Origin of the sequence: Rhodococcus sp. 14-1411-2a (assembly GCF_002259485.1) — a bacterium.
Classification (GTDB): Bacteria; Actinomycetota; Actinomycetes; order Mycobacteriales; family Mycobacteriaceae; genus Rhodococcoides.
Window position 1 is genome coordinate 211558 of the sequence record NZ_NPGA01000014.1, and the last position, 22534, is coordinate 234091.

The window sequence follows — 22534 nt, forward strand, 5'->3', positions numbered from 1 at the left end:
CTACTTTGACGTGATCTACGCAACCTTCAGTTGCGTCCCCGGACGTCGAACTGGCTGCGGTGAGTGATGAGTTTGGTCAACAGCATCACCAGAATCCGCTGTTCGGGTTCGGTGAGCGCGCTGGCCCACGCGTTCTCCCGTTCGTTCTGCTCCGCAAACGCCTCGACCATCTCGTCGTGCCCCTGCGCGGTGAGGGCGAGGCGCACCGAACGGCCGTCCTTCTCGTCGGGCGTACTGGCGAGCAGGCCGCCGGAGATGAGTGTCTTGGACAGGTTCGAGACGGCTGCCCGGCTCATGCCGGTCAGTTCTGCGGCTCGGCGCGGTTCGATCGGGCCTGCCAACCACGTGACGAACATCAGTCGGAACGACGACCACGACCAGCCTCGGGGGCGATGAACCGTCGCCTCCAGGTCGTAGGTGACGATGTTCGACGCCCGGTTGAGCGTCAGTAGAACCTCGGTGGCCAGCTGATGCTCGAACCCGTAGTCCCGGGCCAGCGTGGAGTTGGCGGTGTCGATGAACGACCAGAAATCGGGCTCGGGTGCGTCGGTCACGGATTCACTGTAGCCACGAACCCATCTGATCAACACCTTTACTACTTGGGCAGGCGCGATTCGTGTCTCATCCCGGAGGGGTCATGATGGACGCATGAGCTCGAAGAACCTGTTCGGCGGCCCCCGGACCCTGCTGATCGTGGCAGCAGTGGTCATCGTGATCGCACTCGTCGCTGCCGCCGCGACGCTGATCGTCCGTGCCGTGCTCGGGCCGCCCGAGGGCGAGAACAAGTTCGAGATTCAGGGCTACTCCGTCGTGCAGGTAGATCCCCAGGTCAACGACCTCGCGCTCGCCACACGCTAGCCGACTCCGCACCGACCCGCGGGTCGTGAGTCTGCTGAAAATTGCGGCCACCGCGCGCGAAGGTCTGCAGTGTCGCCGCGGGAACCTCGCGCTCGGGAACGGGTTCGCTCGTCCACTGGCAGTCCCAGACGAAGATCATGTTCGACGCCACCGCGTCGGCGCTGCGATCTTCACGTAGAGGACCGGAAATTCGCCCGAGAAAGAACTCGCCACGCTCTGTGCGCGTCCAGACGAAAGATCCGTCCGGAACCTGCCCGAAGCGCTCGACGCGTCGTATCGAGCGTTCGTCGTCGGCCGCCATTCCACACAGTCCGTAGGTGAGGGCGCGTTCGACACCGTTCGGCATGGGAGCGCGATAGACGGCATCCGACATGCACTCGAGCCTAGCCATGCTGGCCGCAGGGCCCAATCGGTGCTAAGTTGAAGATTCAACCTAAGCATTCGAGGGACCCGCCATGACATCCGTGATCAACCCGCCCGTCGCCGGTGCAGCGTTCGATGCATTTCTCGCCGATACCGCACCCGCGAGCAGGTCACAGGAACTGTGGACTCCGAGCGACGGTCCGATGCCCGCCCTGTACATCAGCCACGGCGCACCCCCGGTCTTCGACGACGCACTCTGGATGGACCAGCTGTTCACCTGGTCGCAGTCGATGCCCAAGCCCAAGGCGATCCTCATCGTCAGCGCGCACTGGGAAGAGGCCCCGCTGAGCTTGTCCGCATCGGCGGCTGCGCCCCCTCTGGTCTACGACTTCGGCGGTTTCGCCCAGCGCTACTTCTCGATGGAATACCGGACGCCCGACGCGGAGGCTTTGGCCGCACGGGTGGCCGCGGCACTCCCGGCGTCGGAGAACCTGCACCGCCACAGCTCCCGCGGCCTCGATCACGGTGCCTGGGTTCCGCTCAAGGTCATGTACCCGTACGCCGACGTCCCCGTTCTCCAGTTGAGCCTGCCGACGCATGCTCCCGACCGGCTGATGGCCATCGGCGCAGCGCTCAAAGAATTGCGCGCGGAGGGTGTGCTGGTCATCGGTTCCGGATTCATGACGCACGGACTGCCGTTTCTCTCGCGGGAGAACTTCGCTACCAACACCGTGCCGACGTGGTCGGAGGACTTCGATCTCTGGGCGGCCGACGCGTTGGCGCGTGGTGACGTCAACACACTTGCGGACTTCCGGAGCGCTGCACCGGGAATGCCGTATGCGCACCCGACCGTCGAACATTTCACGCCTCTGTTCGTCACGCTCGGTGCCGCGGAGAACCCGGAAGCGCCGGTGACCACAGCCATCACCGGCTTTCAATTCGGCTTGGCGAAGCGGTCGTTCGCGGTCGCCTGACCAGGAGAGGCGATCGGTTGAAGCTGGAATCGGCTCACTTCTGAGTCTTTTTCGATTCGGGGATTGTTATCCACGCCACTTCGCTCTACAGTTCTGAGCACCATCTCGGACATCGGTGTCCAAGATTGTCGGATGCGCTGTACGAACCGTCGCCGGGCGCGCCTCCTGTGGATCCCGTCCTCCGGCGCGAAGGAGTACACCCGTGTCTTCTGCCCGATCTTGGACGCTGCGTACAGCGATCAGCGTGATGACCGCCGCAGCGGCTTTCGCCGCCATGACGACGCCCGCTGCTGCTGCACCCGATTCGCCTGAGGTGGAAATTCAGCCGCCTCTGGCACCGTTCACGTGGCCGAAGATTCCGGAATTCGACACCGACTTCTACCTCCCTCCTGCCGACGTGGTGGCCGCGGCGGCCCCGGGCCAGATCATCGCCGCACGACCCGTCGAGCTGGCTACTCTCAACGTCATCCCCACGCAGGTCGACGCGTGGCAGCTGTCGTTTCGGTCGAACAACGGTCGCGACGAGCCGATAGCGGCGGTGACGACGGTCATGAAGCCACGTGGCGCGTCCGCCGCACCGCGCCCGTTGATCTCCATCCAATTGGCCGAGGATTCTCTCGCCGCCTACTGCGCGCCCTCGTACGCGATGCGAGCGGGCGCAATTCCGTGGCCGGTCACGGGTGCGGTCACGTCGGGTGCTCAATTCCTCGAGGTGCAGGCAGCGTTGGCGCAGGGCTGGGCGGTGTCGGTTCCCGATCATCAAGGGCCGAACAACTCGTTCGCCGCAGGGCCGGTGGCCGGTCGGATCACACTCGACGGCATCCGAGCGGCCGAGAACTTCGCGCCTATGCAGTTGGCGGGGGAGGCCACCAAGGTAGGGATGAGCGGTTACTCGGGCGGCGCGATAGCCACCGGACATGCGGCCGAACTGGCCGGCAGCTATGCCCCCGAGCTCGACATCGTCGGAGTCACCGAGGGCGGGACCCCCGCCGAGCTCGGGGCACTGGTCGACAACGCCAACAACACCCTGGGCTCGGGCATCGTCGCGGCCGGCATCATCGGTGCCAGTCGTGAGGATCCCGAGCTGGCGCGATTCATCGACGAACACATCGATCCGGTCGGCAGGACACTGTTCGCGGCCAAGGACAATCTCTGTGTCGGATACACCTCTGCACTACTGCCGTTTCTCAATCTCAAAGGATTCCTCCGTACCGAAGGCGACCCGATCCAACAACCGGTGGTGAAAAAGGCGCTGTCCGCGATGCGGCTCGGCGACACCACTCCCAACATGCCGCTCTACGTCTACCACTCGAACCCGGACTGGCTGGTGCCGATAGGACCGGTCAATGCGATGGTCGATTCGTACTGCAGCCGTCCGGGTGCCGATGTCACCTACACTCGCGATCATTTCAGTGAGCACATCACTCTGGAGTTGATCGCCTTTCCGAGCGCGGTGTTGTGGATGCGCGACCGCTTTGCCGGTATTCCGGTGGAACCGGGTTGCCGAACGAACGATGTCGGTTCGATGGCACTCGACACGAATGCACACCCGCTCTTCGTCGATGCGGTAGGCGAGATAATTGCCGGACTGTTCGGTAAGCCGATCGGGGCGTGAAAAGACCGATCGGCGCACGGCGGGCGACGGAGTCACCGGCGGTAGACTCCGCCGGTGACTGTCGCCGACGATAAGGGCCGCATGTACGCCGGACAATCGTCCGCCGCGCGAAAAGCCGATCGCCGCGCACGGTTCTTGCACGCCGGGATCGAGGTCATCGGGGTACGTGGCTATGCAGCCACCTCGGTAGCGGATATCTGCACTGCTGCCGGTCTGGCGCGCAGTCAGTTCTACAGCGAATTTGCCAACCGTGAGGCACTGCTCATCGACGTGTACGACCTGATCCAGGACGATGCGCTGGCGGCAGTCGTTGCAGCGCTCGACGGACACATCGATCGAGATCGCCGCGCGCTCGTCGCCGCTGCGATGACGGCCTTGGTCGGATCGATCGGAGGTGACCCGCGACGGGCGCGAATTTCCTATCTGGAGATGCTGGGCGTCAGCGACGCCGTCGAACAGCACCGGACACGCCGTCGTGCACAGTGGGTTGATTTCTTCGAGAACACGCTACGTTCCGAAATCGGTTCCGACTTCGTTCCGCCAGGTGGATATCATTTGGCCGCAACGGCATTCCTCGGTGCGCTCACCGAGATCGTCTCCGACTGGTCCCGCACCGACCCTCCCCGCCCGCCCATCGAGCGCATAGTGGAGACGATGGTCGCCGTGCTCGGAGCCTTTGTTCCGGACCTGAACTGAACTGCAGCCTGCCGCGCAATACAGTGGACCGATGACAGATGCCACCGGTCCGCTCGCAGGACTTGTCGTCGCGGATTTCTCTCGCGTACTCGCAGGCCCGTACGCGACGATGATGCTCGGCGACATGGGCGCCGAGGTCATCAAGATCGAAAGGCCCGGGATCGGTGACGACACCCGATCGTGGGGACCACCGTACGACTCTGCCGGTACGGCAACGTATTTCAACTCGGTCAATCGCAACAAGACGTCGAGGTTCATCGACCTGCAATCCGAGGGCGGCGTAGCCGAGGCGCGGGAGATCGTTTCGGGCGCAGACATTCTGATCGAGAACTTCCGAGCCGGTGCAATGGACCGGCTCGGACTGGGCTACTCGGATCTGGCTCGAACAAATCCCGGTCTGATCTACTGTTCGATCACCGGCTTCGGCACCGGTGGAGGCTCCGCCCTGCCCGGATACGATCTGGTGGTGCAGGCCGTCGGCGGTCTGATGAGCGTCACCGGCCCCGATTCCTCGACGCCCACCAAAGTGGGAGTGGCGATGGTCGACATCGTCACCGGACTGCACGCACTCAGCGGAATCCTTGCGGCACTGCATCATCGATCGAGCACCGGTGCGGGTCAGCAGGTGCATACCTCACTGATGGCGTCGGTATTGTCCGCGTTGAGCAACCAGTCCTCGGCTTATCTCGGGGCAGGCGTCGTACCGCGGCCGATGGGCAACAAGCACCCATCGCTCGTACCGTACGAGGTGTTCGAGACCGCAGACCGTCCGCTCGCGTTGGCAGTGGGCAACGACCGGCAATTCTCGGAGCTTGCGGAGGTGCTGGCTATGCCGAAACTGGCTGCAGACGAGCGCTTCTCGTCCAACTCTGCTCGCGTCGAACATCGAGATCAGTTGGTCGACATCCTGAACTCGGCTTTGCGATCACGTACAGCCGACGAATGGTACCGAGAACTGATGGCCCGCAACGTCCCCGCGGGGCCGGTCAATTCGATCGACGAGGCCTTCGCCTTCGCGGAGTCGCTCGGGCTCGAACCGCGAGTCCAGGTTCCGGGAGCAGCGGCCGAGGGCGTCCGCAATCCTCTGGATTTCTCGGCAACCCCGGTGAACTACCGCCTGCCACCGCCGGCCGGGACCTAGTTCAACGCCCACTTCACCGACACGGACACGCTGACGGTCTGTTGTCCCGGCTCGATGGGCACTGCCGTGTCGAACGAAGTGGCGGACTCGCCGAACGACCTCGGCTGCTCCTGGCCGGTGATCGACTCCGTGATCGACAGAACGTCCCCGAGTTCTCCGCCTGCGAGTGACGCGTACTGCTCGGCGCGATCGCGGGCGTCGGCGAACGCCCTGGACCGGGCATCGGCGATCAGCTCGGAATCGTCGTCGATCTTGAAGGAGACCCCGGAGATGCGGGTCGCGTTTCCGCCGGCCGACGTGGCGTCGCCCAGGACTGCAGATGCCTTCGACAGGTCGCGAACCGTCACCTGCAGGGTGTTGGTGGCCTGATAACCGGAAATCGCGGAGGTGCCGCCCGGCAGTGCGCCGGAGTACTGCGGATCGATCGACACCTGTTGAGTCTGGATGTCCTCGCGGGCGACACCGGCCGCGACAACCGCGTCCGTGACGTCACTCACGGCCGCGTTCGCCTGTTCGATGGCGGCGGTGACGTCCTCGGCCGTGGCCTGGACGCCGATCTGGGTCGTCAACGTGTCCGGCGCACCTTGCACTTCTCCGACGCCGTTGACGTTCACTCCGGGAGGTCCATCGGCAGACGAGGTCGCTGGACTGCTGCAGCCCGCGGTCAACGCCACAGCCAGCGTTACGGCCGACACGCACGATCCGAACATCCATCGATTTCGACTCATCGCCGTAGTGTCCACCATGACAGGCGAATTGGAAAGACTCAGGGCTTGCGATACTCGGCGTCGAACGTCACGGTGACCTCATCCACTACTTTCATGGCTCCGAACATCTGTGAATACGGAGTGATCTTGTAATCCGATTGACGCACAACAGTTTCCGAAACGAGATGCCACCGATCTCCGAGGTCGGTGACGTTCACATCCACGGTGACCTCCCTCGAAACGCCGTGGATCTCCGTTATGCCGGTCAGTCGAAATCCGGCGTCGACGGCGGTGATGTCGGTCGATCGGAATGTGATCGACGGGTATCGGCCGGCGTCGAAGCTCTTGAGCGCGTTGGCTTTCGCTACTATCTTCTCCGGTCCGATCAAGGGCGTCAGTCCACCCTCGCCGTCGATCACATCGATCGATCCCACCTCGGCGTCCAGGGTGACCGCGGTGGGTGCGTCCCCGGACCACTCGACGGTGGCGGTCCAGGAGGTCACCGCAATCGTGAGGCGATGCCCCATCTTGGATGCCTTTCCGGTGACATCCGTCCGGACAGCCAACTGTCCGCCGTGCGATGCGTCGAGCGTCCAGGTCTCGGTACTCATGCCCCGACTGTATCGGTCCTGCAGAACCGATGAAGGGACGCGGCGCAGGTGGTTAGGGTGGAGCCATGTTCTCCAATTCCCCTCGAACATTCGTCGCCGACGCCCTCCGCGGTTTCGTCGCCGCCACCGACGACGTCACGTGGCATGCCGATCCCGGATTTCTGACCCGCCGCTACCGCATCTCCGACGGTCAGGTCGCCCTGCTGTCCGGTGGGGGATCGGGCCACGAGCCGCTGCACGCCGGCTTCATCGGACGCGGCATGCTCACCGGCGCGTGCCCGGGTCTGATCTTCACCTCACCCAACGCTCTCCAGGTACACGAAGCATCGAAGGCCGTGGACTCCGGCGGCGGAGTGCTGCACATCGTGAAGAACTACACCGGCGACGTGATGAACTTCATGATCGCCCGAGAGCTGTTGCAGGAAGACGGTATTGCGGCCGACGTCGTTCTCGTCGACGACGACGTGGCCAGTGAGAGCGAGGACGGTCCAGGTCGACGCGGCACCGCAGCAACCATCGTCGTCGAAAAGGTGTGCGGCGCAGCAGCGGAACGCGGCGACAGCCTGCAGGCGGTGGTCGCGCTGGGGCGTCGAACCGCGGAGAACGCACGCAGCATGGCGGTCGCGCTGAACCCGCCCACCTTGCCGGGAGCAGACGAACCGTCCTTCGAATTGCCCAAGGAGGAGATCGAACTCGGCATCGGCATCCACGGAGAACGCGGCACCGACCGTGTGTCCCAGCTGCCCGCTCGGGAAATCGTGGAGAAGCTGACCGAGCCCATCGTGGATTCGCTCGGATTGAACTCGGGCGAAACGGTGATCGCGATCGTCAACGGGCTCGGGGCAACGCATCCGCTCGAACTGCATCTACTGTTCGGCGAACTCTCGGAATACCTCCACGGCAAAGGGATCGAGATTTCCCGCTCGCTGGTCGGGAGCTTCGTCACCGCGCTGAACATGGGCGGAGCCTCGATCACCCTGGTCCGCGCAGACGACGAGATGCTCGAACTCTGGGATGCACCCACCGACGCACCCGGCTGGCCCAACGCATCGAGCCGTGGTGCGAAACCGGTGGCCGAACGCGGCGCATTCGGACCGACCTTCACGCCGTCCGACACCGGCGACCGATCGGCGTTCGTCTCGGAGTGGATCGGGTCGTGGGCGCAGCGGGTACTCGACGAGGAACCGGCCCTGACCGAGCTGGACCGCAAGGCAGGCGACGGCGATTTCGGAACCAACATGGTGGCCGCCCTCGAACAGCTCGATCTGGACGCTGTGAAGGAAAGCTACTCGGCAGCAACGGTATTCGAGGCGGTGAGCGAGGCCTACCTCGGCCACGCAGGCGGTACGTCCGGAGCGCTGTTCGGCATCTGGTTCCGCCAGTTCTACCGGACGATGCTCGAAACCGAGCCGGATCTCGCGGCTATCGGACAGGCCGCCAGGGCAGGACTCGACAGCATCACCGAACTCGGTGGTGCCCGGGTGGGCGACAAGACGATGGTCGACGCTATCGCCCCGGCCGTCGACGCGCTCGAGAAGGACGGCGGCACCCTGCAGGACGCTGCCGACGCGGCGAAATCCGGAGCCGAATCGACGAACGACATCACTGCCAACCGCGGCCGCGCCAGCTACGTCGGTGAGGCCGCACGCGGCGTCGTCGACCCCGGTGCGCTGGTCATGGCCTGGTTCTTCGAGGCGGCAGCTGGTTCTACCCCAGAGAGTTGAGAAAAACCGCCGCGATCGCTTCGAGGCCGGCCTGATCGTCGGCGTCGAAGCGGTCGGGGACAGGGCTGTCCAGATCGAACACACCGATCAGGGTCTCGCCCTGGTACAGCGGTACGACGACCTCGGAGCGAGTGTTGGCATCGCACGCGATGTGGCCCGGGAAGGCATGGACGTCCGCGACGCGCTGTGTCTCACGGGTAGTTGCTGCCGCTCCGCAGACACCCTTGCTCAGGGCGATGCGCACGCAGGCAGGCTGACCCTGAAACGGCCCGACCACCAGTTCGGTGCCGTCGTACAGGTAGAAACCGACCCAATTGACCTCGGGCAGAGCGTGATAGACCAACGCGGAGAGATTGGCGGCGTTCGCGATCAAATTCGGTTCTTCGAAGACCAGGCCGCGGGCCTGCTCGGTGAGCTGCTGGTACTGCTCGACCTTGGATCCGTTCAGTTCGGTCGCGGTGAAGGACATACGCCGAGTCTAAGCGCACAGCCCAGCACCACCAGATACGCCGACATGCCGCCCACTTGAATCCGTTGCGCGATGCCGAGACCGTACTGACCGGGCAGATTATCGGCGATCAACAGCCACGCGGTGGCCAGCGTCGTGAGGATCAGGACGGCAAGGCCCAGTGTGCGAAGCAGCGGGTACAGCCGGTAGCGGAACGCGGCCAGCGTGAACGCAACCATGACGGTGAAGATCGCGAACACCGCGACGGTGCTGGTCAGAGCATGAAGATGATGGAGTTGCGGGAAGAGCCCGCTGGGTTCGATCGGGCAACTCGGATCGTCGGCCGCGACACACTCGAGGGGGAGTTTCGCGTCGGCGATGGTCGCGACACCGAAGATGCCCGACGCCACCCAGCCGGTGACGAGGAGCCGTCGACGCGGGGTTGCCAGGAAGCCGAGGACCGCGGCGAGAATCATCAGCGAACCCGTGACGACGTCTGCGGTGGAGAAGAATTCGCGGTACGGCTGATCGCGGGCGTCGAGTTCGCTGAGGAAGGATGTGGTGGGGTCGAGTCCGGTATCGAGAAAGAATTCGGCCACCCACGCGGAATACAGCAGTCCGGCGAGGATCAAGCAGATTGCCCCTACGACACGGCGGATATCCACGCCTTCGGTTCTCGAACGCACCGACCAAGGCTAGCCAGTCAGTACATCGGCGGTTGCCACCGCCAGGGCGACCGCGGAGTCGCAGTGGTCGGCCAGGACGGTCAGGGTGGGAACTGTGCGGGCATAGCGCGCGGCAGTGTTGTCCTCCTCGGGCATGCCGAGCACGGGGTTGCCCAGCACGATGTCGGCGAAGCACGCCGAGTCGGAACCGCGTGTTTCGACGGTGTAGCCGCCTTGCTGGATGGGCTCGCGGTCCGTCGAACGCAGGTCGCCGTCGACGTAGCCGAGCGAGACGTCGAGCATCGCCAAGTTGTCCTCGAATGTTGCCGAGGACGCCGTGAAATGGCAACGGTACGGATCGGACGCAGGGTTCCAGCGGTCCACCGTCCAGGTTGCGGGCAAGTGTTCCAGGACCGCGCACGGGTCTTTCATGGCAAGCGGAAGGTTGTACTTGGAATCGGCACGCAGTGGTGGGTCGTCCAGCAGCGCGAGCGCTGTCTCGGTGACGGATATCGCTGCGGGGCACGCGTCCCCCACACTGCGGAACACCTCGATGGCGGCGAAACTACGACCGGACTCGGTGAGGTAGCCGTCCATGGCCCCCGCGGTGGCACCGTCGAACTCGTCGCGGAGCGGGAAGCTGATGCGGCACGACCCGTGCGACGCGTTCTCGCGATACACCTGTTCGCCACCGATCGTGATCTGCTCGGTGCCCTTGTCGTCGGAACTCGGCCGATATCCGTTCAGATCGACGGAGATGGAGTCGGTGGCGCTCGACCCCGCGGGATTCAGGCTGGCCGAGCACGTGCTCAATTCGCCGTCGGGCCGCAGCTGCACCACTGTGCCGAGGGCGGCGAGATCGTTCTGGGTGAGAAAGCCGCAAGGATCGAGACTGCGCACGAATTCTGCCGAATCGGCCAGATATCGGTCTGCCTCCGACATCTCGAACCCGTACCGGCTCTGCGGCGACGAACTGCCTGCGGGAAAAGCGTTGCCGAGCAACACCACCGCGCATCCGCTCGTCGATACGGACATCGCCAGCGCCACCGCCGCGAGCAACAAATTTCTACGCACCGTTTTCCCCCGAACTCGATTCGACCGATCATGGGGTTGGACGCGCGGGGGCTCGAGATGGTTTCAGGCTCCTGAAAGTTCGTCGACCACGCGGTCGGCGGCGATGGCAGGGTCCTCGTGTTCCCAGATTCGCACCACACGCCAGCCCTCCGCGAGCAGTTTCTCGTCGGTGTCGCGATCGCGGGCCACGTTGGCGGCCAGTTTGTCGGCCCACCACTGCGCGTTGTTTCGGGGCGCGGTCGCGTGAATCGGGCAGCTGTGCCAGAAGCAGCCGTCGACGTAGACCGCGACCTTGCGCCTGGGGAACACCAGGTCTGCTCGACGCCTCATGCCCTTCAACGGAGCGCGATCGACGAAATATCGCAGGCCTCGCCGGTGGAGTGCTCGCCGCAGCGCCACCTCAGGCTTGGTGTCGCGTCGCTTCTGCTTGCTCAGGCGCGCACTGGTTTTCGCGTCGGTGACGGGGCGGTCTGCGCTCATACCGGAACCTGCTCGGCGTACCCGCCCATGCGCTCGAGGTGGGCGTCGAGGTCGTCGAGAAAACCGTCGGCGAAGCGAAGGTTGCCGGTGCGTGCGCGCTTGAGGAATCCCGCGGTGGCCCGCGCCGACAGCAGCTTCGAGTCGTCCAGAAAGTCGATGAGGTCCTCGTAGGGTTCGTGCACCGGCATGGTCGACACGGCGACCTTGAACGACGTTCGATCGCGTCCCCAGGCGGCGGTCGGCCAGGCCTGGCCTGGAAGTAGAGCTAGATCGTTCGACGCGTCGTACGGCTTCGGATCGTCGAGTGCACGCGCGGCCCATGACGCCATCCGCACACTGACGGCATTGCCGACGAGCTTCCAACGATGCCCGCTGCGCACGCCGGGTTGCTGGACAGCAGGCAGCGTCCAGTCGGGATCGAATCCCTGCAGACGTTCGGCCCCGAGGATGCCGGGCGTGACGATCTCCCCGGACGGCAGACGAACCGCCGGGGGACTGGCGATGCCCAGGGACGATCCACCCTTCAGCGTCGGGACCGCATTGACCGCCCAGCCCAGACCGCGAATGCCCTCGGTCCAGTAGAAGCCGCACGGTTGGGTGCTCGGATCGCCGTCGGGCAACGGGCCTGCATCCTGGGAGAACAGCACCTCGCGCGGATCGTCGGTGCGTGAGGCCAGCATCACCACCCGCTGGCGACGCTGCGGCAATCCGAACGCTCTGGCATCGACGACGCGGTAGGCCCACATGTAGCCGAGGTCCTCGAGCGCGTCGGTGATGTGTCGCATGGCAGCCCCGCGGCTGAGCTGCAGCATGAATGGCACGTTTTCCATCAGCAGCCAGCGCGGGCCCCGCCGCCGCGTGACGAGCCGAAACACCTCGTCCACCAAGCCGGAGCGGGCACCGGTGATGCCCGCAGTGCGTCCGGCCTGGGACAGGTCCTGACAAGGAAAGCCCGCTGCCACCAGTTCGGTGTCGCCGGGCAGGCCGCGGAGAGTGGTGACGTCCGTGTGCAGCGGTGTCTCGGGCATACGCGCTCGAAGGACGGCCCCGGCTCCGGGATCGATCTCGCACAGCAACTGCGTCGACCAGCCCGCCTCGGCCAAACCCAGCTCGAGCCCGCCGATCCCCGCGAACAACCCGACCATCGACCGTGCGCTCACGTGTGCCCTTCCCTCGCCCGACGGTCCTACGTTACTCGAGGGCTCTTGAACTTGACCTCGACCTTGCTCGAGGTTTCACACTGGAATGCGCTGGCCCAAAAATCGGTTGGAAACTGAGCCTGTGCAATGAAATCATTCGAGCACAGCAATAAGGAGAAGAACTGTGTCTACGGGTGTGCTCGATCCCGAAACCGGAACGGTCGATCAGCCATATCCGAACCCAGTGCGGACGACCAGTTCACTGCGCCGTTTCGCGCCGTTTCTGCTGCCGTACAAGTGGTTCTACATCGCCTCGATCGTGGTCTCGCTGATCGCGACTCTGACCGGTCTGGTGATTCCGCTGGTGATGCAGCGTGTCATCGACGGCCCCATCACCGACCGCAATTTCTCGGCAGTCTGGTGGCCCGCCGCTTTCGTCCTGCTGCTCGGCACCATCGATGCACTCGGCATCTGGGTTCGTCGCTACCTGGTCTCGCGGCCGTCGAGCCAATTCGAGATATCAGCGCGGGCAACGGTATTCGACAAGCTTCAGCGACTGTCGGTCTCGGCTCACGAGAGCTGGGAATCGGGTCAGCTGCTCTCTCGTGCCATCGCAGACCTCGGTTCGCTGCGTCGGTTCATGGCCTTCATCGGCCCGTTCATCATCATCAACGCGGTGACACTCGTCGTGGGTATCGGCGTACTGCTTGTCCAGTCCTGGCAATTGGGGCTGATCATGCTGGTGACGTCGGTGCCGCTGGTGATCGCCTGCACCAAGTTCGAGACGCTGTACCGCGTCGTGGCCCGTGACGCTCAGGATCAGGCCGGCGACGTCACGACGACGGTCGAGGAGTCCATCCAGGGTATTCGCGTCCTCAAGGCATTCGGTCGAAGTGCGCACTTGGGCAAGCAGTTTCTCCGTCAGGCTCGTACGTTGCGCGGCACCGAACTGAAGAAGGTGCGCTACCTGGCGATCATCTGGGCGGTGATCGTCGGATTGCAGCCCATCACCATCGGCGCAATCCTGGCGGTGGGGACGTACTCGATCGTGCAGGGCACGATGACGGTCGGCACGCTCGTCGCCGCCATTGCGATCGTCACCTTCTTGCTGTGGCCTATCGAATCGTTCGGGTACCTGCTGGCCGAGCTGAACAACGCGCGCACGGCAGCGGATCGGTACTGGGAGATCATGGACACTTCCGAAACCGTGACCGATCCGGTCAATCCCGTCGATTTACCCGAAAAGATCTGTGGCCGAGTGCAATTCGATCGCGTCGGATTCACCTTTCCCGACGCGTCCTCGCCGCTTCTGACCGACGTCAGCTTCGTCGTCGAGCCGGGGGAGACCGTCGCGCTGGTCGGCAACACCGGTAGCGGAAAGACTGCGCTGACGAACCTCGTGCCCCGACTGTTCGACGCCACCGAGGGCACCATCACGATCGACGGTATCGACGTGGCCTCGATGCGGTTGGCCGATCTTCGCTCGATCGTCACGGTGGCGTTCGAGGATCCGGTGTTGTTCTCGGCCAGTGCGCGCGAGAACATCGCGCTCGGTTCACCCGACGCGTCCGATGCCGAGGTGGCCGAGGCGTTGGAGATCGCGCACGCAACGGATTTCGTCGAGCAGTTGCCGTGGGGTCTGGCCACTCGCATCGGTGAGCAGGGCATGAGTCTGTCCGGTGGGCAGCGGCAGCGGCTCGCACTGGCGCGGGCGGTGCTCGGCAAGCCGCGGGTGCTGGTGCTCGACGACCCGCTGTCCGCGCTCGACGTGGACACCGAAGCGAAAGTGCAGAAGGAACTGCGACGCGTATTGGCGCATTCGACGACGGTGCTGGTGGCACACCGGCCGTCGACCGCTGCATTGGCCGACCGCGTGCTCTATCTCGAGAACGGAAGAATTGTGGAGCAGGGAACACACGAGGGACTGCTGGCGTCGTCGCCGCGGTACCGCGAGGTGATGGGGTCGATTCATGGCTGAGCAAACTGCAGCTGCGGATTGGCGCGGCGTCGGCGGTGAGGAATCGGAGGTCGACGCGACCGGAAACCTGGTGCTGGCCGGGCGTTCTCGCCGGTTGCTCGTCTCGTTGGTGCGCCCGTACAAGAAGCAGGCCCTGCTGTCGTTCCTGATCATTCTGGTCGACAACATCACCTACGTCGCCGGTCCGCTGTTCATCGCCTACGCGCTGGACAACGGCGTCGGCGCTGCGGGACAGGGCGATTGGGGTCCGCTGCTGTGGGCGGTCGGCGGGTACACCGGCTTCGGTCTGCTCGGCATGCTCACCACCTACGCGTTTCTCACCGTCTCCGGTCGGCTGAGTCAGAACATCCTGTACGACCTGCGCGGACGGGTGTTCGACCATGCCCAGAAGCTGAGTCTGTCGTTCCACGAGAAGTGCACCTCGGGACGGCTGATCTCGCGACTGACCAGCGATGTCGAATCTCTGCAGACACTGCTCGAGAGCGCGCTCAACGATGCCTTGACGGCGATCCTGTCGATGGTGTCGATCGCGATCATCCTGGTGTACCTCGACGTTCCTATGGCGATGATCGTGCTGGCCGGCTTCGTTCCGCTGGTCCTCGTCACCCGCTGGTCACAGCGCCGACAACGCCAGGGCTACCGTCGAACACGGGTGGCGATCGCGCGCGTGGTGGTCCATTTCGTGGAGTCGATGGGCGGCATCCGCGCGGTGCAGGTGTTCCGACGCGAGGGCCGCAACGACGCCATTCTCAGTACCGAGGACTCGGAGTACCGGGACGCCACCACCGCAGCGCTGCGCGGCATGGCGAGCTACACCGGCATCGTGCGCTGGATCGGCAACGTCACGCTCGCCATCATTCTGGTGTTCGGTAGCTGGCGAGTGATCAACGGCCACATGGACATCGGTGTGCTCGCCGCCTACGTGCTGTATCTGCGCCGGTTCTACGGACCGCTCGACGAGTTGGCGATGGTCTTCAACGCCTACCAGTCCGCCGCCGCTGCGCTGGAGAAGATCTCCGGTGTGCTCGAGGAAGAGCCGTCGGTGAAAGCACCGCAGAACCCGGTGCAGATCGGAACGGCAAAGGGCGACATCACGTTCGACGACGTGCACTTCGCCTACGGCCCCGAACGCGTCGTGCTGCCGGAATTCTCGCTGCACGTACCCGCCGGACAAGTGGTCGCGATGGTCGGAGCCACCGGAGCAGGCAAGTCGACACTGGCAAAGCTGTTGGCGCGCTTCTACGATCCGACGGCCGGAGCCGTCCGACTCGACGGCATCGACATGCGGGAGATCAGCGACGAGGACCTGCGTCGCAACGTCGTGATGGTGACACAGGAGTCGTTCCTGTTCTCCGGTTCGGTGGCGGACAACATCCGACTCGGACGCCCCACCGCGACCGATGCGGAGGTAAGGGCAGCGGCCGACGCCGTCGGACTGACGGAGTTCATCGCGACGCTACCGGAGGGAATCGACACCGACGTGCGCAAGCGCGGAGGTCGATTGTCCTCGGGCCAAAGGCAATTGGTGGCCTTTGCACGAGTGTTCCTCGCCGCGCCGTCGGTGATCGTGCTGGACGAGGCAACGTCGAGTCTGGACATCCCGAGCGAGCGGCTGGTGCAGCGCGCACTCGAGACGATCCTGCAGGGACGAACTGCGCTGATCATCGCGCACCGCCTGTCGACGGTGGCCATCGCTGATCGAGTGCTCGTCATGGCCGACGGAAACATCGTCGAGGACGGAACCCCCGAGGACCTGATCGCGGGAGAGGGACGCTTCGCACACCTGCACGAGGCGTGGGAGGACTCGCTCGTCTAGGTCCAGGGAGTGATCGGCGGCCTGACCCACATGATCTTCTCGTCCGCATGCTGGGGCGTCGCACCGTCGTGACCGGGGTGCTCTGCCGCCCATGCCGATTTGCGGTCGAGCAGCTCGGCCACGATGGTCCACGTCTCCATCGTGCTGGGCGGATGCAGATCGGCGGCGCGGGCCAGCTTTCGACGGACGGCGTCGGTGAGGTCGAGGAGCTCGGCACCGGTGATGCCGCGATCCCACACGTAACGCGCGAGGGCTGTCGCCTTGTCCTGTCGACTCTTCGCGGCCTGTTCGGAATGCGCGAAATCGAACTGACCGCCGCCGGTGTTCTCTGTCGTCACGGGCACAACCTTAATGAACTGCGAGAAAAGGCACGTCCGCTTGATCTTCTGGGGGCCTCGTCGCCTACCGTAGGTGGGTGATCACTCAAGCATCGGGTGCCGAGCATGCCTCCGTCCCCGCGTCCGATTCCACCGACGCGAAAACCTGGCCCTCGATCCTGACGTGGCGAGCCCACGATGTTCCCCGCATGGAGTCCGTGCGAGTACAGCTCTCCGGCAATCGCATCAAGGCTGCCGGACGCATCATCGGCGCTGCGTGCAGCGATCACCCCGCCTTCAGCGCGTCCTACGACCTGGTGACCGACGAATACGGCGTCACCAAGCGGCTCTCGGTGCGCACCTCGCTCGCCTCCGGTGACCGGCAGGCGTCCGTCAGCCGCGACGACGAGGGCTACTGGATGGTGGAGAACAGCACCAGCCATCAGCGCTCGACCTACAGTGGCGCACTCGACGTCGACATGGTGCTCAGCCCCTTCTTCAACACTCTGCCGATCCGTCGATTCGGTCTGCACACTCAGGTCCAGGACCTCGAGGTGCCCACGGTCTACGTGAACGTGCTCGACCTCAGCATTCAAGAGGCCACGCTGACCTACAGCAGCGGTTCCGAGGGCATCCACGTCATCTCACCGGTGTCGACGTCGTCCGTCACGGTCGACGCCGACGGATTCGTCCTCGATTACCCGGGACTGGCCGAACGGATCTGACGTACGACGCCACCGCGCCGACCCGCGTCCTGCAGTTTTTCTCGCCACCCCGGCTCGCCCGGGGTGATGTCGGTGATCTCGAAACGCTGGTGCTGCTCGTACTGCAGCCGCGCTGCGTTTCCGGCGTCGACCAGTGTTTTCGTCGAGTTCTCGTCCAGTTCTTGGCGCGCTTCGGTGAGCGCATGCAGTGCCTCGTCGAGCGCGGTGCGTAGAGCGGCCGCGTTGCCCTCGGTCATCGCGCGGACGAGATTCGGCGACGACGACGCCACCCGCGTCCCGTCGCGGAACGAGCCTGCAGCCAGGCCCAACGCCAACGGCCCTCCTGCCGCCCCGACGATTGCCAGGGCCTCGGCCAGCAGGTGCGGCAGGTGCGAGATTCTGGCGACGGCGCGATCGTGCTCGACGCTCTCGGCCGGCACCACCACCGAACCGCAATCCAGCGCGAGCCGGGCCACCCGCACCCACACGTCGGCGTCTACTCCCGGGTCGGTGGCCACCACCCACACCGCGTCGACGAACAACGTGGGATCGGTGGCCGACCAGCCGGACTGGTTGGTGCCGGCCATCGGATGCCCACCGACGTAGCGGGCCTGCAGTCCGCGAGCCGCTACTGCCGAGGCCACCTCGGCTTTGACGCTGACCACATCGGTGATCGGAGCAGCGGGCGCGTGCTCGGCGATTGCCGCCAGAACGGAGTCGACGGCAGGCATCGGAACCGCGATGACGATCAACGCGTCCTGTGCTGCGGCCCTGCTCAGAGCGGCTGTCAGGTCTGTGCCGACGTCGTAGCCATCGGCGATAGCACCGGCGATCGCGTCGGCCGATCGGTTCCATCCCCACACCGGACGACCCGCATCGTGAGCCGCGCGCAGGATCGACCCGCCGATCAATCCGAGACCCAGAACGCACACCGAGGAAGAAGTCACCGGATCAGATTGGCACAGGTGGGTGACGTCGACGGGAGGTGGACTTCGAATACAGGCCCCTACCGGACTACCGTTGCGCGCATGGCCGCACAGCGCGCGAACAACAACCGCGCATCCGCACCGGAGTACGACGACCTCGAGGGATTCGGCGTTGCAGTTGTCCGAGAGGAAGGCAAGTGGACTGTCACGCCGCTGTCCGACGACGCATTGACCAGCCTGTCGGCGGCAGAGACCGAACTGCGTGAACTTCGCAGCTCGGGAGCTGTGTTCGGGCTGCTCGACGTCGACGAGGAATTCTTCGTCATCCTGCGTCCCGCACCGAACGGCACCCGACTCCTGCTGTCCGACGCGGTCGCCGCAGTGGACTACGAAATCGCCGCGGATGTTCTCGATGCGTTGAACATCGAGATCCCCGACGTCGACCCCGATGAACTCGACGACATCGAGCCCTACGAAGAGGGCGACCTCGCCCTATTGGCGGACCTCGGACTACCCGAGGCCGTGCTCGGCATCATCGTCGCCGAGACCGACGACTATCCGGACGAGCAACTGCAGTCCATTGCCGAACGACTGGGTTTCGAAAGCGAGTTCGCCGCAGCGGTGGACAAGCTGCGGCGGTAACCGATGCCGATGTCCGACGCGGACATGATCCGAGCAGCGCTGTCTGCTGCGGCCGAGGCATCGGATGCTGACGTCCCCGTCGGAGCCGTCGTGTTCGACGCCACCGGACGTGAGATAGCCCGGGCCTGCAATGCGCGGGAGGCGTCGGGCGACCCCACCGGACATGCAGAAGTGATCGCGTTGCGTCGAGCAGCGGCTGTTCACGGTGACGGTTGGCGACTCGAAGGCTGCACCCTGGCCGTCACGTTGGAACCCTGCACGATGTGCGCCGGGGCGCTGGTCCTCGCCCGCGTCGGAGCGGTGGTGTTCGGAGCATGGGAGCCGAAGACCGGTGCTGTCGGTTCGCTCTGGGACGTCGTGCGCGATCGCCGACTCACCCATCGGCCACAGGTCCGCGGCGGTGTACTGGAAGCCGAATGCGCCGAAGTGTTGACCCGATTCTTCGCCCGTCAGAGATAACGATCTCGTCACATGGTGGCCTGCATGTCCGATTTTGTGGAGGGTAGAGGGCAGAGCGCAACGCTGCGCTCCGAACTTGCGAAGGAGACACTCATGGGACTCGGCGACAAGATCTCGAACAAGACCGAAGACCTCGGCGGCAAGGCCAAGGAAGCCGCAGGTTCGGCCACCGGAGACAAGGACCTCGAAGCAGAGGGCAAGGGCGACCAGACCTCGGCCGCATTCAAAGACGGTGCCGAGAAAGTCAAGGACGCAGCCTCGAACATCAAGGACAAGCTCACCGGCAACTAGATCTGCGCGCTGAGCAGGCGATTTAGCCTCAGGCCGTCATTCCGGTACAGTCTTCTGCGGTGGCGTGTCCGAGCGGCCTAAGGAGCACGCCTCGAAAGCGTGTGACGGGTAATCCCCGTCCGAGGGTTCAAATCCCTCCGCCACCGCCAAGAACTCCCCACCCGATCCGTCGGGTGGGGAGTTTTTTGTGCGCTGGGGGCTGGGTTCGTCGCAGATGCGCGCGCATTCGTCAGACGCGTTCGGATTCGCTATCGATTCGGGTCTATTTCGCGCGCACTTGGCGAACGCGCGCGCGTTTGCGGGATCACGGGGGTGGGTCGCGGGATCACCGAGGCAGGACGGGGATTGGGGCAGATCCGAACCCCACGCGACTCAGACGCTCAGCATTGTCCAGCCCCGGCGGCGTCGAGTCCCCGCAGAATTTCGTTCTGATCGCCGGGCGGGACGTCGTTCCAGCTGGGCGCGGTGGTCATTTCGGTGCGCAGACCCTCGACGGAGGCGGCGCGGTCGGAGATTCCGGTCTGCTCCAGCGCATCGATGGACGGCAGAAACTGGGTGCAGGTCTGCTGGTAGAGCGCTTCACCGGTGACGCCGGAGGTCGCGTCGGTCGGAGCTGCGGGCTCGGCAGCAGGCGGTACCTCGGAAACAGGCGCAGGAGCGGGCGCGGGCGCAGGTGATTCCACCGTGGTGCTGGTCGGGACCGTGGTGGAGGCGACAGCAGACGTGGTCGTAGCAGTGGCGGATGTGCTCGACGCTTCCTCGGTCGACGCCTCGTTGCCACATCCGGCCACCGAGACGGCCACGATCAGCCCGAGCAATCCGGTCGAGATTTTTCCGTTCATCGCAACTGTGTACCACCTACGGCGAAACCGCCGACGTCAAAGCAGGGTCTGCGCACGTCCGGTGATGGTGCTCAGCGCCGTCGACCAGGCGAGGTCTTTCGGGTCGAGGAACGCTCCGTGTCCGGCTCCGGGCAGAACGACGAGCTCGGGGTCGGTGCTGCCCGCCTTCACGGCAGCGTCGACGTAAACGCGGCTCTGATTCACCGAGACGGTTTGGTCGGCGTCACCGTGCAGTGCGGTCAGCGGCACGTCGAGCGGGAGGTATTCGATGGGCGAGGCGATCTCGTAGCGCCCGGGCACTTCGTCCGGCATGCCGCCCAGGAATGCGGGCACAAATTTGTCGCCGCCGATGTCGGCCGCTCTCTTCATGTCGAAGACGCCGGCCATGATGGTGGCGCTGCGGGGCTTGATCTTCGGTTCCGCTCCTGGAGCATCGACGGGCATGAGGTGTCGAGCGGCCACCCATGCGGCGAGTTGGCCACCGGCCGAATGTCCGGCGACGTGGACGCGATCGAGATCGAGTCGCCCGTCGGCTGCGTCCTGTACGACGGTTGCCAGTGCCTCGGTGGCGTCGTCGACGTCGGAGAGGGTGTTGGCCCAGTTGTTCGGGCCACGTCGGTATTCGACGTTCCACACGGCGATGCCCTCGTCGGCGATGGCCGTCGACATCTGTTGGAAGTACGACAGGTCGAGGTCTTCCTGCCACCCGCCGCCGTGAATCATCACCACCACCGGGAGCGAGCTGGCGTTGTTGTCCGGGAGGTACAGGTCGCCGATGTTGTCCGAGTCGTATCCGTACTTCAGCCGGATGGGATCCCCGGCCGGGCCTGATACCGGTTGTAGCGCAGCCGAATACGTTTCGGCGGTGCTCGGTGAGGAGTCGGTGTCGGCCGAACTGCAGCCGACCAACGCGACAGCCAGCAGACCCGAGAGGAAATGGCGACGATTCACGCGCGCTGCGCCGTCCACTCGAGCAGTTCGGTGAGCGGCCAGGTGTTGATCACGCGCTCGGCGGGGACGCCGCGCGCTTCGGCACGGATGCAGCCGTAGCCCTGCCAGTCCAGCTGTCCGGGTGCGTGCGCGTCGGTGTCGATGGAGAACAGGCAGTCGCGCTCGAGGGCGATGTCGATCAGTCGCTCCGGAGGATCCTGGCGCTCGGGTCTGGCGTTGATCTCCACCGCGGTGCCGAACTGTCGGCAGCCCTCGAAGACCACGGGGGCGTCGAACGTCGATTCGGGCCTGGTGCCGCGGCCACCCTCGACGAGCCGTCCGGTGCAGTGACCGAGCACGTCGACGTGCGGGTTGGCGATGGCGGTGACCATGCGTTTGGTCATGGTCTTGGAGTCGGCACGCAGGTTGGAATGCACGCTCGCCACGACCACGTCCAGCTCGGCGAGCAGACCTTCGTCCTGGTCGAGTGATCCGTCGTCGAGAATGTCCACTTCGATTCCGGTGAGGATGCGGAACGGTGCGAGCCGCTCGTTCAGCTCGGCGATGACGTCGAGCTGTGCGCGTAGGCGCTCGGCCGTGAGGCCGTTGGCGACCTTCAGTCGCGGGGAATGGTCGGTGAGAGCACAGTATTCGTGGCCGAGCCGCGCGGCGGTGCGCATCATTTCCTCGATGGGGCTGCCGCCGTCGGACCAGTTGGAATGGGTGTGCAGATCGCCCTTCAATGCGCTGCGAAGTTCGTTGTCGCCGATCGGTTCTGCGGCGTCTCGTTGTTCGCGGAGGTAGTCCGGGACGTCCTGGGTGAGAGCCTGGCGAATGATCAGCGAGGTCTTGGCTCCGATACCGGCCAGCGAGGACCAGCTGTCGGCCTTCTCGTGCTCGGATCGCTGTGCGGGCGTGAGGGATTCGACGACATCGGCGGCCCGACGGTAGGCCTTGACGCGGTGGGTGTCCGAACGTGAGCGCTCGAGCCAGTACCCGATCTCTCGGAGTGCGTCCACCGGATCCATGCGTTCCATTGTGCCTGGCGGTACCGACACGCGTTCACGGGGTAAACGGACAAAACTCTCAGGGAGTTACCAGGTCGCTCACTCCCCATAGGCTTGAAGCTGCAAC

Annotated in this window: 26 protein-coding genes and 1 tRNA gene; 13 read left to right on the forward strand and 14 right to left on the reverse strand. The window is 64.8% G+C overall.

What is annotated here, in order from left to right:
* Window positions 1-26 precede the first annotated feature (26 nt).
* Entirely contained in the window at window positions 27-554 is a 528-nt protein-coding gene (locus CH291_RS11895; protein WP_094687731.1) for a MarR family winged helix-turn-helix transcriptional regulator, read from the reverse strand.
* Between the two features lie 94 nt (window positions 555-648).
* Between CH291_RS11895 and CH291_RS11900 the strand changes: the two genes are divergently transcribed.
* Window positions 649-858: a hypothetical protein gene (locus tag CH291_RS11900; RefSeq protein WP_094634107.1), complete on the forward strand. Its 210-nt coding sequence runs from the start codon at window positions 649-651 to the stop codon at window positions 856-858.
* Here CH291_RS11900 and CH291_RS11905 read toward each other — a convergent pair.
* Window positions 830-1231, reverse strand: coding sequence for a hypothetical protein (locus CH291_RS11905; RefSeq protein ID WP_094687573.1), 402 nt, complete (start codon window positions 1229-1231; stop codon window positions 830-832). The two genes, CH291_RS11900 and CH291_RS11905, sit on opposite strands and share 29 nt — an antisense overlap.
* Before the next feature lie 82 nt (window positions 1232-1313).
* Here CH291_RS11905 and CH291_RS11910 point away from each other — a divergent pair, with 82 nt between their 5' ends.
* The 4 genes from CH291_RS11910 (at window position 1314) to CH291_RS11925 (ending at window position 5647) form a co-directional block, all read left to right on the forward strand.
* Window positions 1314-2195 carry a dioxygenase family protein gene (locus tag CH291_RS11910; RefSeq protein ID WP_094668645.1) on the forward strand — a complete coding sequence of 294 codons (882 nt, stop codon included), beginning with the start codon at window positions 1314-1316 and terminating at the stop codon, window positions 2193-2195.
* 247 nt (window positions 2196-2442) lie between these two features.
* Entirely contained in the window at window positions 2443-3810 is a 1368-nt protein-coding gene (locus tag CH291_RS11915) for a lipase family protein (protein WP_094638791.1), read from the forward strand.
* 54 nt (window positions 3811-3864) lie between these two features.
* Window positions 3865-4506, forward strand: a complete 642-nt coding sequence (locus CH291_RS11920) for a TetR/AcrR family transcriptional regulator (protein WP_255183181.1) — start codon at window positions 3865-3867, stop codon at window positions 4504-4506.
* A 31-nt stretch (window positions 4507-4537) separates the two neighbouring features.
* Window positions 4538-5647 carry a CaiB/BaiF CoA transferase family protein gene (locus CH291_RS11925; protein ID WP_094668646.1) on the forward strand — a complete coding sequence of 370 codons (1110 nt, stop codon included), beginning with the start codon at window positions 4538-4540 and terminating at the stop codon, window positions 5645-5647.
* Here the strand turns inward: CH291_RS11925 and CH291_RS11930 are convergent.
* Both CH291_RS11930 and CH291_RS11935 read right to left on the reverse strand, forming a co-directional pair.
* The gene (locus CH291_RS11930) at window positions 5644-6375 is read right to left on the reverse strand and encodes an SIMPL domain-containing protein (RefSeq protein WP_179271954.1); all 732 of its coding nucleotides are present in this window, start codon (window positions 6373-6375) and stop codon (window positions 5644-5646) included. The genes CH291_RS11925 and CH291_RS11930 overlap by 4 nt on opposite strands.
* Before the next feature lie 38 nt (window positions 6376-6413).
* Entirely contained in the window at window positions 6414-6965 is a 552-nt protein-coding gene (locus CH291_RS11935; RefSeq protein ID WP_094687574.1) for a YceI family protein, read from the reverse strand.
* A 65-nt stretch (window positions 6966-7030) separates the two neighbouring features.
* On the opposite strand from CH291_RS11935, the gene CH291_RS11940 reads away from it, so the two are divergent.
* Window positions 7031-8689, forward strand: a complete 1659-nt coding sequence (locus tag CH291_RS11940) for a dihydroxyacetone kinase family protein (protein WP_094687575.1) — start codon at window positions 7031-7033, stop codon at window positions 8687-8689.
* Here CH291_RS11940 and CH291_RS11945 read toward each other — a convergent pair.
* The 5 genes from CH291_RS11945 to CH291_RS11965 all read right to left on the reverse strand — a co-directional run bounded on the left by CH291_RS11945 (window position 8673) and on the right by CH291_RS11965 (window position 12501).
* Window positions 8673-9158, reverse strand: a complete 486-nt coding sequence (locus tag CH291_RS11945; protein WP_068054645.1) for a GAF domain-containing protein — start codon at window positions 9156-9158, stop codon at window positions 8673-8675. The genes CH291_RS11940 and CH291_RS11945 overlap by 17 nt on opposite strands.
* Entirely contained in the window at window positions 9134-9823 is a 690-nt protein-coding gene (locus CH291_RS11950) for a DUF998 domain-containing protein (protein WP_256980819.1), read from the reverse strand. Before CH291_RS11950 ends, CH291_RS11945 begins: the two co-directional genes overlap by 25 nt.
* A gap of 9 nt (window positions 9824-9832) precedes the next feature.
* Entirely contained in the window at window positions 9833-10876 is a 1044-nt protein-coding gene (locus CH291_RS11955) for a hypothetical protein (RefSeq protein ID WP_143545920.1), read from the reverse strand.
* A gap of 63 nt (window positions 10877-10939) precedes the next feature.
* Complete coding sequence (locus CH291_RS11960; protein ID WP_094687578.1) at window positions 10940-11356, reverse strand: very short patch repair endonuclease; 417 nt, start codon at window positions 11354-11356, stop codon at window positions 10940-10942.
* Window positions 11353-12501 (reverse strand): DNA cytosine methyltransferase, encoded by a 1149-nt coding sequence (locus tag CH291_RS11965; protein ID WP_179276531.1) that lies wholly within the window; start codon window positions 12499-12501, stop codon window positions 11353-11355. The genes CH291_RS11960 and CH291_RS11965 overlap by 4 nt, the downstream gene beginning before the upstream one ends.
* Before the next feature lie 178 nt (window positions 12502-12679).
* Here CH291_RS11965 and CH291_RS11970 point away from each other — a divergent pair, with 178 nt between their 5' ends.
* Together CH291_RS11970 and CH291_RS11975 are read left to right on the forward strand one after the other, a co-directional pair.
* Complete coding sequence (locus CH291_RS11970; RefSeq protein WP_094687580.1) at window positions 12680-14473, forward strand: ABC transporter ATP-binding protein; 1794 nt, start codon at window positions 12680-12682, stop codon at window positions 14471-14473.
* Entirely contained in the window at window positions 14466-16289 is a 1824-nt protein-coding gene (locus tag CH291_RS11975; RefSeq protein WP_094687581.1) for an ABC transporter ATP-binding protein, read from the forward strand. The genes CH291_RS11970 and CH291_RS11975 overlap by 8 nt, the downstream gene beginning before the upstream one ends.
* Here the strand turns inward: CH291_RS11975 and CH291_RS11980 are convergent.
* The gene (locus CH291_RS11980) at window positions 16286-16627 is read right to left on the reverse strand and encodes a hypothetical protein (RefSeq protein WP_094687732.1); all 342 of its coding nucleotides are present in this window, start codon (window positions 16625-16627) and stop codon (window positions 16286-16288) included. The genes CH291_RS11975 and CH291_RS11980 overlap by 4 nt on opposite strands.
* Window positions 16628-16815: 188 nt before the next feature.
* Here CH291_RS11980 and CH291_RS11985 point away from each other — a divergent pair, with 188 nt between their 5' ends.
* Window positions 16816-17331, forward strand: a complete 516-nt coding sequence (locus CH291_RS11985; RefSeq protein ID WP_068054710.1) for a putative glycolipid-binding domain-containing protein — start codon at window positions 16816-16818, stop codon at window positions 17329-17331.
* On the opposite strand, the gene CH291_RS11990 is transcribed toward CH291_RS11985, so the two are convergent.
* Complete coding sequence (locus tag CH291_RS11990; RefSeq protein WP_094687582.1) at window positions 17304-18275, reverse strand: prephenate dehydrogenase; 972 nt, start codon at window positions 18273-18275, stop codon at window positions 17304-17306. The two genes, CH291_RS11985 and CH291_RS11990, sit on opposite strands and share 28 nt — an antisense overlap.
* Window positions 18276-18338: 63 nt before the next feature.
* Here CH291_RS11990 and CH291_RS11995 point away from each other — a divergent pair, with 63 nt between their 5' ends.
* From CH291_RS11995 to CH291_RS12010, 4 genes are all read left to right on the forward strand, one after another.
* Window positions 18339-18878: a tRNA adenosine deaminase-associated protein gene (locus tag CH291_RS11995; RefSeq protein WP_068054716.1), complete on the forward strand. Its 540-nt coding sequence runs from the start codon at window positions 18339-18341 to the stop codon at window positions 18876-18878.
* Between the two features lie 9 nt (window positions 18879-18887).
* The gene (locus CH291_RS12000; RefSeq protein WP_094668655.1) at window positions 18888-19337 is read left to right on the forward strand and encodes a nucleoside deaminase; all 450 of its coding nucleotides are present in this window, start codon (window positions 18888-18890) and stop codon (window positions 19335-19337) included.
* Window positions 19338-19430: 93 nt separating this feature from the next.
* Complete coding sequence (locus CH291_RS12005) at window positions 19431-19628, forward strand: CsbD family protein (RefSeq protein ID WP_032380656.1); 198 nt, start codon at window positions 19431-19433, stop codon at window positions 19626-19628.
* Between the two features lie 58 nt (window positions 19629-19686).
* Window positions 19687-19777, forward strand: a tRNA-Ser gene (locus CH291_RS12010).
* A gap of 231 nt (window positions 19778-20008) precedes the next feature.
* On the opposite strand, the gene CH291_RS12015 is transcribed toward CH291_RS12010, so the two are convergent.
* Genes CH291_RS12015 through CH291_RS12025 form a run of 3 tightly spaced genes read right to left on the reverse strand, consistent with a single transcriptional unit; the run spans window position 20009 to window position 22428 of the window.
* A complete protein-coding gene (locus CH291_RS12015; protein ID WP_094687583.1) occupies window positions 20009-20470 on the reverse strand; it encodes a hypothetical protein in 462 nt (153 codons plus the stop codon).
* A gap of 36 nt (window positions 20471-20506) precedes the next feature.
* Complete coding sequence (locus CH291_RS12020; RefSeq protein ID WP_094687733.1) at window positions 20507-21421, reverse strand: alpha/beta hydrolase family protein; 915 nt, start codon at window positions 21419-21421, stop codon at window positions 20507-20509.
* Window positions 21418-22428, reverse strand: a complete 1011-nt coding sequence (locus CH291_RS12025) for a PHP domain-containing protein (RefSeq protein ID WP_094687734.1) — start codon at window positions 22426-22428, stop codon at window positions 21418-21420. The genes CH291_RS12020 and CH291_RS12025 overlap by 4 nt, the downstream gene beginning before the upstream one ends.
* Between the last annotated feature and the right edge of the window lie 106 nt (window positions 22429-22534).

What these genes read in the sequence shown, in the direction of transcription:
- CH291_RS11900 (WP_094634107.1), top strand. Translation starts at nt 649, where the DNA reads ATGAGCTCGAAGAACCTGTTCGGCGGCCCCCGGACCCTGCTGATCGTG.
- CH291_RS11905 (WP_094687573.1), bottom strand. Translation starts at nt 1,231, where the DNA reads ATGTCGGATGCCGTCTATCGCGCTCCCATGCCGAACGGTGTCGAACGC.
- CH291_RS11910 (WP_094668645.1), top strand. Translation starts at nt 1,314, where the DNA reads ATGACATCCGTGATCAACCCGCCCGTCGCCGGTGCAGCGTTCGATGCA.
- CH291_RS11915 (WP_094638791.1), top strand. Translation starts at nt 2,443, where the DNA reads ATGACCGCCGCAGCGGCTTTCGCCGCCATGACGACGCCCGCTGCTGCT.
- CH291_RS11925 (WP_094668646.1), top strand. Translation starts at nt 4,538, where the DNA reads ATGACAGATGCCACCGGTCCGCTCGCAGGACTTGTCGTCGCGGATTTC.
- CH291_RS11930 (WP_179271954.1), bottom strand. Translation starts at nt 6,375, where the DNA reads ATGAGTCGAAATCGATGGATGTTCGGATCGTGCGTGTCGGCCGTAACG.
- CH291_RS11935 (WP_094687574.1), bottom strand. Translation starts at nt 6,965, where the DNA reads ATGAGTACCGAGACCTGGACGCTCGACGCATCGCACGGCGGACAGTTG.
- CH291_RS11940 (WP_094687575.1), top strand. Translation starts at nt 7,031, where the DNA reads ATGTTCTCCAATTCCCCTCGAACATTCGTCGCCGACGCCCTCCGCGGT.
- CH291_RS11945 (WP_068054645.1), bottom strand. Translation starts at nt 9,158, where the DNA reads ATGTCCTTCACCGCGACCGAACTGAACGGATCCAAGGTCGAGCAGTAC.
- CH291_RS11960 (WP_094687578.1), bottom strand. Translation starts at nt 11,356, where the DNA reads ATGAGCGCAGACCGCCCCGTCACCGACGCGAAAACCAGTGCGCGCCTG.
- CH291_RS11965 (WP_179276531.1), bottom strand. Translation starts at nt 12,501, where the DNA reads ATGGTCGGGTTGTTCGCGGGGATCGGCGGGCTCGAGCTGGGTTTGGCC.
- CH291_RS11975 (WP_094687581.1), top strand. Translation starts at nt 14,466, where the DNA reads ATGGCTGAGCAAACTGCAGCTGCGGATTGGCGCGGCGTCGGCGGTGAG.
- CH291_RS11985 (WP_068054710.1), top strand. Translation starts at nt 16,816, where the DNA reads ATGGAGTCCGTGCGAGTACAGCTCTCCGGCAATCGCATCAAGGCTGCC.
- CH291_RS11995 (WP_068054716.1), top strand. Translation starts at nt 18,339, where the DNA reads ATGGCCGCACAGCGCGCGAACAACAACCGCGCATCCGCACCGGAGTAC.
- CH291_RS12000 (WP_094668655.1), top strand. Translation starts at nt 18,888, where the DNA reads ATGTCCGACGCGGACATGATCCGAGCAGCGCTGTCTGCTGCGGCCGAG.
- CH291_RS12005 (WP_032380656.1), top strand. Translation starts at nt 19,431, where the DNA reads ATGGGACTCGGCGACAAGATCTCGAACAAGACCGAAGACCTCGGCGGC.
- CH291_RS12015 (WP_094687583.1), bottom strand. Translation starts at nt 20,470, where the DNA reads ATGAACGGAAAAATCTCGACCGGATTGCTCGGGCTGATCGTGGCCGTC.
- CH291_RS12025 (WP_094687734.1), bottom strand. Translation starts at nt 22,428, where the DNA reads ATGGATCCGGTGGACGCACTCCGAGAGATCGGGTACTGGCTCGAGCGC.